This is a genomic window from Enterococcus sp. OL5 (assembly GCF_006491895.1).
Lineage (GTDB): Bacteria > Bacillota > Bacilli > Lactobacillales > Enterococcaceae > Enterococcus_D > Enterococcus_D innesii.
The window spans coordinates 86,750-101,677 of sequence record NZ_VHIL01000008.1; the positions used below are offsets into that span (position 1 = coordinate 86,750).

The 14,928-nt window shown below is 37.3% G+C and carries 10 protein-coding genes and 1 pseudogene; 1 reads left to right on the plus strand and 10 read right to left on the minus strand.

Going from position 1 to position 14,928, the window contains the following annotated elements:
- Positions 1–40 precede the first annotated feature (40 nt).
- Positions 41–2,026, minus strand: a pseudogene (locus FJU10_RS10795) (beta-galactosidase).
- A 224-nt stretch (positions 2,027–2,250) separates the two neighbouring features.
- Between FJU10_RS10795 and FJU10_RS10800 the strand changes: the two are divergent.
- A complete protein-coding gene (locus tag FJU10_RS10800; protein ID WP_223273023.1) occupies positions 2,251–3,249 on the plus strand; it encodes an AraC family transcriptional regulator in 999 nt (332 codons plus the stop codon).
- Positions 3,250–3,512: 263 nt separating this feature from the next.
- On the opposite strand, the gene FJU10_RS10805 is transcribed toward FJU10_RS10800, so the two are convergent.
- The 9 genes from FJU10_RS10805 to FJU10_RS10845 form a co-directional block, all read right to left on the minus strand.
- Entirely contained in the window at positions 3,513–5,603 is a 2,091-nt protein-coding gene (locus FJU10_RS10805; protein ID WP_140965887.1) for a glycoside hydrolase family 36 protein, read from the minus strand.
- Between the two features lie 91 nt (positions 5,604–5,694).
- On the minus strand, positions 5,695–6,177 hold the full coding sequence (locus FJU10_RS10810; RefSeq protein ID WP_140965888.1) for a PTS system mannose/fructose/N-acetylgalactosamine-transporter subunit IIB: 483 nt from the start codon (positions 6,175–6,177) through the stop codon (positions 5,695–5,697).
- Between the two features lie 34 nt (positions 6,178–6,211).
- Complete coding sequence (locus tag FJU10_RS10815; protein ID WP_223273024.1) at positions 6,212–7,021, minus strand: PTS system mannose/fructose/sorbose family transporter subunit IID; 810 nt, start codon at positions 7,019–7,021, stop codon at positions 6,212–6,214.
- Positions 7,011–7,829: a PTS mannose/fructose/sorbose/N-acetylgalactosamine transporter subunit IIC gene (locus FJU10_RS10820; protein WP_140965890.1), complete on the minus strand. Its 819-nt coding sequence runs from the start codon at positions 7,827–7,829 to the stop codon at positions 7,011–7,013. The genes FJU10_RS10815 and FJU10_RS10820 overlap by 11 nt, the downstream gene beginning before the upstream one ends.
- 15 nt (positions 7,830–7,844) lie before the next feature.
- Positions 7,845–8,252, minus strand: a complete 408-nt coding sequence (locus FJU10_RS10825; protein ID WP_140965891.1) for a PTS sugar transporter subunit IIA — start codon at positions 8,250–8,252, stop codon at positions 7,845–7,847.
- Between the two features lie 163 nt (positions 8,253–8,415).
- Complete coding sequence (locus FJU10_RS10830; protein WP_140965892.1) at positions 8,416–10,941, minus strand: sigma 54-interacting transcriptional regulator; 2,526 nt, start codon at positions 10,939–10,941, stop codon at positions 8,416–8,418.
- A gap of 284 nt (positions 10,942–11,225) precedes the next feature.
- A complete protein-coding gene (locus FJU10_RS10835) occupies positions 11,226–11,510 on the minus strand; it encodes a fibronectin type III domain-containing protein (protein WP_140965893.1) in 285 nt (94 codons plus the stop codon).
- Complete coding sequence (locus FJU10_RS10840; RefSeq protein WP_140965894.1) at positions 11,507–13,129, minus strand: response regulator; 1,623 nt, start codon at positions 13,127–13,129, stop codon at positions 11,507–11,509. The genes FJU10_RS10835 and FJU10_RS10840 overlap by 4 nt, the downstream gene beginning before the upstream one ends.
- Positions 13,130–13,153: 24 nt before the next feature.
- Positions 13,154–14,776, minus strand: a complete 1,623-nt coding sequence (locus tag FJU10_RS10845; RefSeq protein ID WP_140965895.1) for a sensor histidine kinase — start codon at positions 14,774–14,776, stop codon at positions 13,154–13,156.
- Positions 14,777–14,928 lie beyond the last annotated feature (152 nt).

A 14,928-nucleotide genomic window follows, 5' to 3' on the forward strand; every position in this document is an offset into this window, starting at 1 on the left:
AAGAGTTATCTCATGTTCCCGCTGTTGTTTTATTTACTGATTACATCTTCACCAAATAAGTGGTGTATTTCGCTAAGTCATGAGCTTCCAAAACATGGCCCTTCAAGATATCGGTTTTACCGACAAATTCAGCTGGCAATGGCAATTCTTCGTCAGTGAAGTTCATGATGAAGAAGTAGCGGTGGCCGTCTTTTTCCCGGACAGTAACTTCTAGTTTTGTTGGTTCCGCCAAAACTGGTTTTACAGCAGCGGTAGCTTCAGCCAAGATTTTATCCAACAAGGTCGGTTCCAGTTGGGTACCGAAGTAGTAGACTTGCCCTTTACCAAAGTTGTTTTTCGTAACCGCTGGTGCGCCGGCGTAGAAATTGCTAGTGTAATCTGCCAAACTTTCAGCACCTTCCAAGTGAATGATGTCGCACAAAAGATGGCTCGTCCCGGTCGTCCCATCTGCTAACACGACAGTATTGCTTTGTTCTGGTGCCAAGGCATCGATTTCTTCCGCCCAAATCCCACACATTTCCCGCAATGGCCCCGGGTAGCCCCCCAGATGCACGTTGTCGGATTGGTCCACAATCCCGCTCATGAAGCCCGTGATCAAGGTACCGCCATTTTCCACGAAGGCTTGTAAGGCTTCTTTCATGCCTTCTTTCACCATGTACAAGACCGGTGCGACGATGACTTTGTAGTTAGAGAAATCTGCATCCACCGCCAGCATATCCACGGAGATATTTTGGTCGTAGAAGTACCGATAGTATTTGTGAATTTGATCCACGTATTTTAAATCAACAGAAGGTCCGCTAGTGTATTCCAAGGCCCAGTAGTTATCCCAGTCGAAAATCATCCCCACTTCAGATGGTGCAATGGCTCCGATGATTTCAGACAAGCGAGTCAATTCTTCACCAAGTTCGGCGGTTTCCCGGAAGACCCGCGTATTTTCAGTGCCCACATGTTCAATCACCGCACCATGGAATTTTTCACACGCACCGACACTCCGACGCAATTGGAAAAATTGGATCGTATCAGCCCCGTGAGCGATGGTTTGATAGCTTTGCGCTCGCATTTGACCAGGTTTTTTCAACGAGTTGTAAGCTTGCCAGTTTTGTTGGGAAGGTGTTTGTTCCATCAACATAAATGGTTGTTGGTCTTTCACTCCCCGCATCAAATCATGGGTCATAGCAACTTGACTCCAAGGCGTATCGTAGGCTGGGTAATTGTCCCAAGAAACGATATCCAGTTCCTTGGCCCATTTGAAGTAGTCCAAGCCTTTGTAGGTTCCCATCAAATTGGTGGTGATAGCAGTATCTTTGTCATGCTCACGAATCGCTGCTTTTTCCAATTTGAAGGTCTCTAACCGAGAATCTGACATAAAGCGACAATAATCGATGGAAATCCCAGCAAAAGCCGTTTTATCGTAACCAACGCCTTCAGACAAAGCATTTGGCACCACAATCTCGTCAAAGTCGTACAAGGTGTGGCCCCAGAATTCCATGTTCCAAGCTTTGTTCACGGCTGCAATCGTCTGGTATTTATCTTTGACCCAAACTCGGAAAGCCGCTTCACATTTTTCGCAGTAGCAGTAGTTGCCGTATTCATTATTGATGTGCCAGCAAGTCACATGAGGATTGCTGCCATAGCGTTCGGCTAATTTCCCCGCTAGCCGAGAAGAGTATTTGCGGAAGATTTCACTAGATGGACAGTTGTTGTGGCGCCCTCCAAATTTGTGGGTGAGACCATCATAATCCACGTGGGCTACTTCTGGGTATTTTTTGTACAGCCAGCCAGGCATCGCAGCCGTTGATGTCGCTAAGACGATATCGTAGTTTTCCTTGTATAACATCTCGGTGACTTCATCTAGCTCATCGAAGTAATATTCATTTTCGGAAGGCTAAATCTTCGCCCAAGAAAACACATTGATAGTAGCAGAATTGATATTGGCTTCTTTGAAAATGCGCATGTCCTCAGACCAGACAGGTTTTTCCCATTGGTTAGGGTTGTAGTCCCCACCATATAAAATACGATCAAACATAAGTTTCGCTCCTTTTTGATACTGACAGGCTTTTAGCGTCCTTGAGGCTCATAAAAAGCAGCCTTTGCCAAAGTTGTCAGCTCTTCTTAATATCTAAATTGTTGCTGAGGACTCGGATTTGTCGCGAGCCCTCATGACCCCTTTATTGTAAACGCTAGCCAAAGATGTTAGTATAGATTCCACAAACAAAAAATATCAGAAATCGAAACAAGAGGTGTCCAGCCATGCCCATCTATTTTCAACCCATCAGTGAAAGCCTTCCCTTCTCTTTAGAATCCATCGGTAATCACTGGGGACAAGAAAGCATCTCAAGAAAACAAGGCTATGCCCACTACCACTGGCTCCAAACAGAATCCGGCCAAGGCCAAATTCAAGTAGAAGGCAAACTCGTACCCCTTCGCCCGGGAGAAGGCGTCTTGCTCCCGCCCTATACGCCCCATGCTTATTTTGCCGATACGGATCACCGCGGCAAACGGTTGGAAAGACCACAAACTTTGCGAGAATATGGAATCCGTTCAGATCATGTAAAACCAAAAGATACAACGAACGATACCGTGGCAACTCTAGAACAGCTAGCAGAAGGTGGGGCGACATCAGTTTCAGGGGGACAGCCTGCAGAAATTGCCACCGGAAACACTGCCACAAGCAACACTTGGCAAACTCGTTTTGTCACTTTCAATGGTCTTTTAGAGGATCACTTCGCTGAAATCCTCGGTACCAATCGGGTGCTATTTTCCACCAATACCCGCGAGTTTTCCTTTTCCCGCTGGATTGATGCTGTCGTCAGCGACCTCACCACCCGGACCCTTGATCCCGCTCAGGCATCGGCGGATTGCTACCGCTTTTTGATGTACCTCTCCAAAGGCTACGAAAATCAACTTGCCACCAGCCATCCGTTGTTTCAACAGTTTGTCTTACCCACGATTGAAAAGATTGAAACCAGATTTGGCGAAGATTTGACCGTGGATGCCTTGGCAGCCGAACGCTTCATCACCCCCCAATACTTGACCCGGCTCTTTCGCCGTTTCACCGGCAAAACCACGCAACAATACTTGCTGGATTTTCGCCTAAACAAAGCAAAAGAGCTCCTGATGAATCATCAGGAACTCTCGGTACAAGATATTGCGGGGCTGGTTGGCTTTGCTAGCGCCAGCCGTTTTGTACAGGTCTTTCGAGAGAAAAATGGGAGTACGCCAAGAAAGTTTCGGCGAGGTGAAGAGTAATGGCATCAAATTGCATTTTTCATTAAATTCCCTATGCAAAAAGAATAAAGAGTAGGATTCTTGCTCCCAGTACGTCCCCCATTTGATCTATATGAGGTTACATCAAGAAGTTCAATATTTTAAATGATGTTTCCTTATTTTTATTATAGAGATCTATCAATTATTCGAATTCTTAGGACTTTAGTCAAATTGTTTCTTCAACAATTTGACTAATTCAATTCTCTCCTTTTCCCCATTAAAGTTTCCAATCTACCAAATTCGATTTACTTGCTTTGCAAATAGAAAGCTGTTCCCTGGAAATCTTCTGTGAAACAGCACTCATACCCTCCATTTATCTTTTCAATGCCGATTGGTGAACCATAGCAATCAATGATCTCATAATCACCTTCTATAGACACAATTACCTTCTCAGCCTTTTTAAATCCATGGAGTACAAGCAAGGCTTCTGAACCGTCCTTTGCGTAACGAATCACTGCTTGACTTCCCTCAGGATCACGATAAGATAAAACACGTTTGCCAAAACGGCGACTATAACCTGACTTAATAATACTACTTACTCTTCGATAGAAAGCGATGCCCTCATCTACTGCTTCCCATTGATATTTCGACAATTCAGTAATATCTCCAGATAAACACAAGCGTCCTAAAAAATTGGCAGTCAAAGAATAATAAATTCGTTTGAGAGAATCCTCTTTTCGTAACACTGCCCACATTAGATTTTGGCGTGGTGGAATCAACTCATGCATATTTGCACCGATGATTGGAATACATAATGATTCATGCGCATCTGAGAACGAGGATAAATCCGTTCGCATCATTAAAGATGGTTCCAAACGATGCCCCCCAGAAGAACAATTTTCAATTATTAAGTCTGGTAACTCTTTACGAATTTTTTCGAAAAAACGTTGAGTTCCTTCTAGCTGTTTACGATTTTCTTCCCCAAAGGAATCTTCTCCATCAAAACCCACTCCGAAGTTATCATTATAATCAATTTTTAAATATCCTACTTTGGTTTCCTTCAAAAAGTCAATCACCCGCTCAGATAAATAACTTATTACCCAAGGATCATTCATATTCCAAAAACGACGATCGCCCGTTGTAATAGGAATTCCATCCTTCTTCAATAGATGGTCTACTAAGCTAAAAGCTATCGCATCACGTCCAACAGTTTCAATTTCAAACCAAATACCAGGTAACATACCGGATGCTTGAATATGCTCAATAACTGGTCTCACACCGTTAGGAAATTGCTGCGGATTAGGTATCCAATCCCCCATATTTTTTTCCCAACCTTTGACAGCATCAGCATACCATCCACAATCAATGATGTAATAATCTATATCATGTTGTTGCAAAATTGGAATTGCAGCTGTCACTGATTCTTCAGAAGGTTTTCCCCATGTGGTACAAAACTCGTTGAACATTACTGACATTGATTCTTCAGATTCATGTCCATATTGAGTAACTAAGTCAGAGAAGTAATTATTGAACTGATTCCCACACTCTTCTTCAGAACCAATACAAACTGTAATAAAAGCAGATGGCGTCTGATATGACTCTCCTGGCTTTAGCGTCTTACTCCAATCCCCGTAATCGCGGTCTGCTATCCCTCCCGAGAAACACAAATCTTCATCTAATCGATAAAATTCCGCTTGCCAAGATCCAGGATGAGCTAACCGTACACCCCAAGTAACATTCTCTGCAACATCTGTAATGGCAGCAGTTGGAAAATAATTCCTTACAGGCATTGAACCAATTTGACCAATTTTTTCTAGTCCTACTCCAGATGGTTTCCATGAAGGCTCTAATTGATATTCCTCAATCGGTCGTTGTTCTTTACGCCCCTCAAAACTCCATTTACTTTGATAGCGAGTAATTAATATATTTCCTACTTTGTTGCGAGTATTGAATGGTGATAAATTGGAAAGTGAAAAAGTACTCAACATCTCCAATGTTTGTTTCTGATTTGTTGTATTGAGAAACCTCACGTAAGTCTCAAAAACATCACCATCACTTTGGCCTTTCAAAATATGTTCATAGCTATTTCCATGAATATCTTTTAAGGTAGTACAAATCTCCACTTGACCGTTTCCAAGCTTCTGAATATTTTGTGTCTCATAAGACAAGCCTTGGACTGTGGCGCTGTTACGCATAGTACTTCCGGTCACAAACCCTTTTGGAAAATCATCTCCCATCAATTTTGCTTGGACTAATGAATCAAATTTTATTCGCTCCGGCAAATTAATCACCGTCTTCTTTTCAGTTGGGACAATTATCCATTCACAACCTCCATTAGGATTTTTATAGTATAGAATCGTAGTTTTTCCCAGCTGATAGCTTGCAATTCTTCTCATTTCTTCAAATCCTTTCTAAATTATTTTACTAAGTTATTGCCAATAACAATTCACATTAAAAAGTCGACACCTTAAAGTGCCGACCTATATATTATCTTAATTCTTCAAGTTTCACGAAGCTTTCAGGATCATTAGGTGTTTTAATTGCCGTTACTGTGACATTGCACTCTAAAAGATCAATCAATGCTTGTTTTTCTTCAGGAGTAACTGCAATCCCTGCACGAATTGAATCTGTATTTTCACGACCAGAAAGGTTCCCTAAATTAATTCTACTAATTGATAATCCACGATCTACTAGACGTTTTAAAACCGTTGGTGATTTTACAAGAATAAAAACACGTTGACCGGCATATTTGTTATCACGAAGATTAGCAAAGGCCTTGTCTTCAGTGATAATAGATGTATTTACTGAGGCAGGCGCGACCATTCGCAACAACTGCTTTTGAGTCTCGTCTCCGGCAACAGCATCGTCAATCACCATCAAACGAGTCGCCTTCAAAGCATTTGTCCATAAACCAGCTACTTGACCATGGATTAATCGGTCATCAACTCGAATTTCTACTACATCATTCATTTATTGACATCCTTCCTTCAATTCATTTTTTCTTCTATCCTAAAATTCCAACAGCGGATAAAACAATCGCTAGTATCATCAGAATTAAAATCACGCGTACAGGAGTCATTTTTTTTCGTCCTAGTAACCAGTATACCATTAATACCAATAAAGCTGGAATCATCCCCGGCATGATAGTATCAAGGATTTCTTGACCTTTCATTACCAAATCACCGGACTGGTAAGTTGCTTTGACTGGTGCGTTAATTACCGTGGATACTAAGGAACCTACCACCATTAACCCTATAATTGATATTGATCCGGTAACAGCTTGTAGCTGATCCTTAATATTGCTGACCAGAGCAACACCAGATTTATATCCAGCTCTGAAAAATGGAATTACCAAGGACTTAATTGCCAACATAACCGCTAACCATATCACAGCTCCAAGTATATTGCCCTTAACAGCCATAGATGCCGCGATACCACCAAAAATGGCACTTGGTGTAGATAGTAGCAAAGTATCCCCCAAACCTGCTAAAGGCCCCATCAAACCAGTTTTTAATGAAGGAATTGTTTCTAACGATTCTTTACCTTGGGCTTCTTCCACTCCAATGTCAACCCCCATAATGAACGGCGTAAACATTAAATTAGTATTGAAAAATTCCAAATGTTTTGTCATTGCTAGTTGCATAGCTTCTGGATCATCTTTATATAAAAATTTCAAAACTGGGTACATGGAATAACAATAAGATAGCCCCTGCATTTTTTCGTAGTTCAATGACCCGCAACCGCCTGCCAAGACATAGCGCCATAACGCCTTGTTTTTAATTTTATCCGGTACTTTTGTTGGATTATTCATCATCATCAATTACCCCACTTTCATTTGTCATATGACTCAAAACAGGCCCAGCGTTTGTAATTTTCCCTTCCAAAACTTGCATTTTTTTATGGTTTTGATAGGTAATATATGCCCAAGCAACTGCTAAAAGGCCAACCCCTAACACCGGTACTTTTAAGTAAGCGGTTAATACAAACCCAACCAATAGGGCAGGCCATTGAGACTTCACAGGCATAGTCTTTAATAATAAACCTAAGCCGACAGCTGGTAAAATACCACCAGCAACTTGCAGACCAGTAAGCAACCAATCGGGAATTACTTCAAATATCTTATTCACTAGTCCTTGACCAAAAATGACAGCCAACAAAATTGGGACTCCAGTCGAAATCATTGTTAAAATATTTCCTGCCCATTGCCAAAACACCACTTTATCAAACTTTCCTTCAGCAACATCTTTTTCAGCTTGATGCTGGAAAAAGATATTAACAGTCTTATTTAGGACATCTAATTGAACCATAATAATGGCTACAGGAATGCCAATTGTTACCCCAACTGAACCAGATTGTCCAGTTGCAACAGCTAAATAGGTACCTACGATTGCTGCTACAGGATAATCAGGTACTGAAGCTCCTCCGAAACTGCTGATTCCTAATGTCATCAGTTGCAAGGTTCCTCCGACAAATAGTCCTGTCTGAACATCTCCCACGATGAAGCCTGTAATAATACCACACATCAAAGCTTGCCAAAGACCTATTGTAGTGATCCAACGTTCGTAGTTCATTAAAAAACCAAAAATCACTACCAATGTTACTTGAATTGCCGATAATTCCATTTTCTATTCCTCCTTTTATTCATCCTCATCAGATATTTCCACATGAATATTGGATACATCTGTAAGTTCAATATTGCTTGCTTTTGTAACTTCAGCAACAACTGTCTTTAGATCTCGTTCTTTAGACAAAATAGCGGTCAAACTTTGGCTAAAGCCAACATTTGAGATAATAAAAGCATCTTTCCTTCCTAATAATAAGGTTAGAAATGTTTTGAATGGTGTTCCCTGGTAAAGGTCAGTCAAGACAACAATCTCTCCTTCACAATTTGTCAGAAGCCTCTGGCATTCTGATTGAAAATCATAAACACTTTTATCTGCTAAACATACTGTATAAACATTACTCAAATCTCCCGAAAAATAAGTTAAGGTGTCTTTAATCCCTTCAGCATAATTGCCATGGGAAGTAATAATAATATTTGTCATCTGCTTTCTCCTCTTTGTTTACATGTTAATTCTTGCTTCTATAATTATATTAAGCAAGAATCGTGCCAATTCAAAAAAATTGTACATTAGCTTGATATACCTTACTTTACATAAAAAAAATAGTGTCTGGAAAATCCCAGACACTATTTTTTTGTGTCGCTTTCTATTCGTTATCCGCTAACTCTTTAATCAACTGAAACACTAATCCATATTCATATTGAGGAATCTGAATATTATATTTCTTTCGGATTTTTGAAAAAACTACATTAGAGAAGGAGATGAATTCTGGAAATTCCTCATCCTGTTCCACTATTTCTGGGATAAAGTCTTCGATAGCATCTTGTTTAAGAATCCGCTCAATCATAGTAGATAAGTGCAAGAAAAGATTGATTCGTAAAAAATTAGCAATCTCTATATGATAATAATCTTCATAAGCTTTAATGACTTCCGATATCTCATTTATTACCATTTCGGGATTCAAAAAGGTCAATCTTGCCCCAGCTCCTTCGATAGTGAAAAGCTTGACAATATCCTTCTCACACTGCCTTTGCGACCTCTCAGATAAATACTCATTTAGTAAACTAAGGTTTTCTGACCCATTTACTATCCCTTCAATCGTAATTACTGGCAACTGATTCTCTTTGAACCCTGGAGTAGATAAAATAGCAATAGTATTCCTAAATATTTGATGATCTGACTTTTTGATTTGTTGATTAATATTACTATAGTCCATCGTCAGCAATTCGATATTTTTAGGGTCAACATAATTCTGTAAAATTTCTTTAATCTTAACAGCGATTCCTTCTCCACTCATACAACTAATTAAAATATTTGGTTTTTGACTAAATCCTTCAAAATATTTCTTTTCCACCGAAAAACGAGATTCATCGAATTTCAGAATTGTTTCCATTGGCTCTCTTTGTGCCAATTTATGCCCGATGTCTAAAGCTAAAGAGGTAGATACATTATTGACAAGGAGAAGGTCTCCTTCTACATAATTAGCAATATCACTATACATATCTCCTAGCGACCCCATGTCTACCAAAACGACAATTCCTTTATTCGTATCAACTTTCTTAATATAATCGATGATTTCTTGAATAAGCTCTTCATTATTTACATCCAATGGCATATCAAAGCCATCATAAATATAGGCACTTAGTAATTGATTGACGGTATAAGCAATACTTGTGGCATTGTTTTCACCATGCATGACCACAATGGCAGGTATTTGGTCTTGTATCTGCATTTTTTCATGGAGAAAAGCTGCTATCATTAATTGTTGTTGATTATTTTCTTTTGAAAACATCACACTCTTAACGATTTTTTCAGCCAACGAGTGTTCTTTAAAGCTTTTAATTTTCTCAGTCTGTTGTAATTGGAAGGAAAACGGGAAAACAATTCCATATTGATATAGAAAAAGAACCAGTAACAACAAGTCTTGTTGATCACCGTCTGAAAGGAATAAACCATATTTTTGGCAAATCTTCTGAATAACAGTATATGGTGATTCGAGAAAAGTCCGTTCCATTTCACTAATAAAAGTGGCAAAACTACCGTGATTATTCAAGATAGTATGCTTAATCAAAAATAAAATTCGCTCAATTTCATTGCAAAGATCTTGGTAACACTTTATATGGTTAAACTTAGCAATTTCAGATTCATCAATGACCTTTGATGAGGCCGAAAAATCCATATTTTTTGAATAATAAATGATTTGATCTAAATTCGAATCTTTAGGAATTATAATTTTTTTCTCTGACTTGTTGATGCTCTCGGCAACCATAACCTTAATATCATTTTTTATTTGACCAACGTTTCCATCACTATTTTCCGTAATCAGGTGCTGAATCACTTTCTTATTTACTAGAATTTCCTTATCAGTTTTTCTACATTCCTCAAGAAAAAATGTATCAATTAATTGATGTCTTTCTTGATGAGGACGCTTTGAAAAATCAGGCAAATCAATTATGAATGGAACTCGGCGGATAAATGTAGACTGGAAGGTAGTACTGATATTCTCGGTAGTCGCCATAATTAGTCGGGCGTCACTCGTCTGCCAACTTTCATTATCACCCAATTGACGAAACTTACCAGAATCAATAAAAAGAAATAATTTTTCTTGATTTTCAGGTGTTAAGTTATGAACCTCATCTAAAAATATAAACCCTCCTTTAGATTCCTTCAATAGCCCATTTCTTTCCTTATCTGCTCCAGTGTAAGCTCCCTTTATATGACCAAAAAGGGCAGATGATAGTAATTCAGGATTATTAGCATAGTCTGCACAGTTTAATACAATAAAAGGAGCCTTTTGCTCTATAACTCCAACTTTTTTAGCATATTCATATATTTCCTTTGCTAAAAAGCTCTTTCCCGTTCCACTATTACCGTGTAATAAAATTGGCAATCCTTTCGGGTAGTTTACAGCTGCCTGGCATTTACTAATGATTGTAGCGAGAGATCCGCGACTGCCAACAACTCTGCCGAAAGGGTCACTAGGTTCTTTAGAAAGGAAAAATAATGTTGGGCGAGTGGCAGTTTTTTGTAATACTCCTTCATCTACTAGACGATTCAAATGATGACTAGTTGCATTGCGACTTATTTCCAGTACACTACTCAATTCAAGTGCTGTAAAGGTATCCTTTTCGTTCCCTCGAGCCCAATCTAAAATTTTTTTTTGAATGTTCATATATTCCACCTAATCAAACTTGTTTATAAAAATTTACCAAAAAACCTATAAGCAAACAATACCAAAATTCCCAAATTATGACAGCCACCCACTTCTAACTAAATACTTGTCTATTTTTAAATAGTAAAAAACTAATAAGAAGTTGTCACCAAGGCACACTACTAAATACTATAATTTCGTTCCAGCATGTATTTTTTATTATCGTTATCATAGTAAAAGTAAATATGTACCATAAACAAAAATGAATATCGTATACTCTTTAATACAAGTAAATACTTCATTTTTCACTTTATTGTTATTGATAAACAGGTAGAAGCGGCATTTCGTGCTAGAACATTACCATAAATCGGAAAAACTTGAAAAAGATACTCTAATCCTCTTTTTAGCCCCTCAATTTTTATCTCTGTCACCTCTTTCTCAACTTCTAAAAAATCAAGACCATTTTTCTGAATGACAACTCCCGTAAGAAAAGATTGATTTTGTGGTGGATTCCAAGATAAAATCAAACTGCCATTTTTTAAACTATCATTTTTCATATGAAAATTTGTTGGTCGATTGCTTAGATTCATTTCGTCATTTCTCCCTTATTTTGGATTATTTTTATTTGTTCTTTTTCATAAGTCGAGTATTCTTGTTTATACATTTCTCCGAGAAGTTTAGTTCTAAATTCTTTCGGTGAAATATCTGTATAATCTTTAAACATTTTGAAAAAATAAGGATACCCGTTTATTCCTACACTTTCAGCCACTTGTCTAATGCTAATATCTTGGAATCCAAGTAGAATTTGAGCACGAATCATTTTTGAATGGTTCACATATTGCTTAAATGAAGAGCCAGTCACTCTTTTAAATGTTCTACTGAGATGGGTATAATTTACATAAAGAGTATTCGCGCAGTCCTCTAATGAAATTGGCTCAGCCAGATGATCCAAAATATACTTGACAGCAGCTTGAATCATGGCATCACTGAAGGAAACTTCATCCAAACAGTTTACAATAACTTCGTAGTGGTTTACGAGCGCTTCTTTGACTCTATAAAAACTATCTTCTTTCAAAAAATCTTGTTTTGACATTTTTAATTGTGGCAAATCTAAATCAAGTATTTTTAACAACACATTATATTGTTCGATAATATTTCGAATTACCTCGTAAAGTCGTGCTTTTGACAACCTCTGTTCGCCTAATGAAGCAAGCGTTTTTTCCAAATCTGCCATTCCAATTTCAAGCTGACCTAACGCAAGATATTCGTGTATACGAATTATTTTTTCATTAAATACACTTAAATCAAATTCTTTATCGTAAACATCTCTTCGATTATTTGGGCTATCATTAAGATAAAACCTCCATTCTTCAAAGCGTTTATCATCAAGGATAAATTTGAAAACATCCTCATAATGATGGACTATGTCGCTACTGTATCCCCTAACTTCTGTCGATAACAATCGTTTTGCAGATTTACTCACTTTCATAATTATTGAGTGAACTTGACTATCTATAACGGAGTATTCTTTATTTTTTTCAAACGACAACAATAAAACATATCTTCTGTTTTCCTTGTAGAAATACTCAATATATGGATAACGACTTGCGATTATTTGGCCGATAATTTCTTTGAATCCACTGATATTCCTCTCAAGAATCTTTTGATCAGAATAAATTCCCTTTGGAAAATCTAGGTTGAAAACAATTGCAACTAAATTAGTATTCACTAACACGGGATTAATAACTTGAATCAAATTCTGATAATCGCGTTCAGCCAAATCTTTGTGATTAAAAATCTCGCGTTTGATACTTGTTCGATCTATTTCATTTTTTTTAATCTCTCCAAAATTTAGATCCTTCAAAAGGCTCTCTAACAATTCCAACGTAAGTTCATGTTTTAAAATATACTTGTGAACCCCAAGTTCGATGCAACGTTTCGCATATTCAAAATCTTCATATCCACTTACCGAGATAAATTTTTTTACTTCATTGTGCTGCTGGACTCTAGCAATAAAGATGGGACCATCCATTTCTGGCATATTCATATCAACAAACAAGACATCCACAAATACCTGATCTAGTTTATTTAATGCCTCACTTGGTGATGACACATTGAATACTATTTCCACATATCCAATATCTTCGAGTAAATTTTTCAATTTTTCTCTTGCGGAAACCTCGTCATCCACTATTCCCACATAAATCATACTGCCGCCCCCTGCTCATTGCCTTCATATAATAGGTAAGGTTACTTCTACTCTGGTATATTCACCAATGACACTTTCAAATTTTAATCCATAGGTATCTCCATACAAAAGTTGGATTCTATTTTGAACATTATGAATTCCCAAATGATTTAATCCCTCTTTTTTTTCATTCTCCTGATTTATAATTTGAGAAATTGTTGACTCAGGCATTCCCTTTCCATCATCAACAATTGTAACTCTCAGCCTTCCATCAACTATTTCAGATGAAATATCTATATTTACTGAATCAATATAGGAATTATTTACTTGTAAATTATGAATAATCGCATTCTCTACAATTGGTTGAAGGATGAATCTCGGAATCATAAGATTTTTCGTATTATCTTGAATGTCATAACTAACCTCAAATTCATCCCCATGAAGAAATTTCTCAACTTCTACGTAAGCCTGAACATACTCAATTTCTCGAACTACTGAAATTTCAGAAAGGTTTCCTCGAATCATTGAATTAATGGTAATAGTCAAGGCATTGGACAACTCGGCAATGTTCTCAGTTCCCTGCATCTCTGCCATCCATGTAATGGTGTTTAGAGCATTTGAAATAAAATGAGGATTAATTTGTGCCTGTAATAATTGATATTGAACCTCTTTTTTCTCCATTTCTTTGTCTAGGTTCTGTTGGATCAATTCTTTCAGTTCTTCAGTCATAGAGTTGAAAGTTTTTGCCATCTGGCCAAAGTCATCTTCCGAATCAATGGCCACACTTACATCTAAATTATTATGCGTCACTTGCTTCATTGCATTCTGTAATGCACTAAAATTTCGGAGACTTCTTTTACTCAACCAACGAAAAGCTGTAATCAAACTAAGAAATATTACAAAGTAAATCAAACTGATTAAAGCTAATCGACGACTACTATTCTCTACTAATTTTGTTGATGGATAATAGAAATTCGCTTTAATTGTTCCATCTGCAGAAATTAGACTTTGTTCATAATAACCTTTAGCTAAATTTTCACTTTTCACAGTAGAGTAGATTTCTTTATCTTTTATCGTAAAAGTATACCTCGTATTCTCAGGTAAATTTTCAAGTCCATCTCTTATTAACATTGAAAAATCTAAGAGTATGACCGAATTTCCAATATAATCGTCGTTATTCAAAATTGGACGAATTAGTGGGATAAGAATATTACCAGATTCTTCAAGTGGTTCTAATAGTTTCATTCGATTATATTCTTCTGGCTGATAAAATTTTGTAAAGTAACTATCCCTACTAATCCCAATTGTGTATCTATTTTTCCCTCCAAAACCGTATACTCCAATTCCTCGAATATATTTTTGATAGGAATACATAGGTGTCAAATAAGCAGACAGTTTTCGATCCATGGATAATTGTTCCTCAACTGTTTGTGGAGAATGATTCAAATTATCTATGATTGGATCATGATTAGTAGATATTACATAATTAGAATAATCAATTGTCTCAATTGTATTATCGAAAAAAGTTTGAAAATTTTTTGTGATTGTACTAGCTTTTTCATCCATATTTTCATTAATCATTTGTCGGGACTGATAGTAAAATAGTGATAGTGAAATTACAAATGAAGAAAGAACTAACGCTGACATCATAAAATAGAGTTTTCTCATTTTCTTCCTCCAAAATTAATCTTCCTCGTAAATATTATAACTCGTTAGTCGATTCATCCACAATCTCTCCGTAAAAAAGCTATAAATCTAGTAAAAATCTCTTCATCGCGTTAAACACGATAAAGAGATTTTCCAAAAAAAGTTTCCACCAT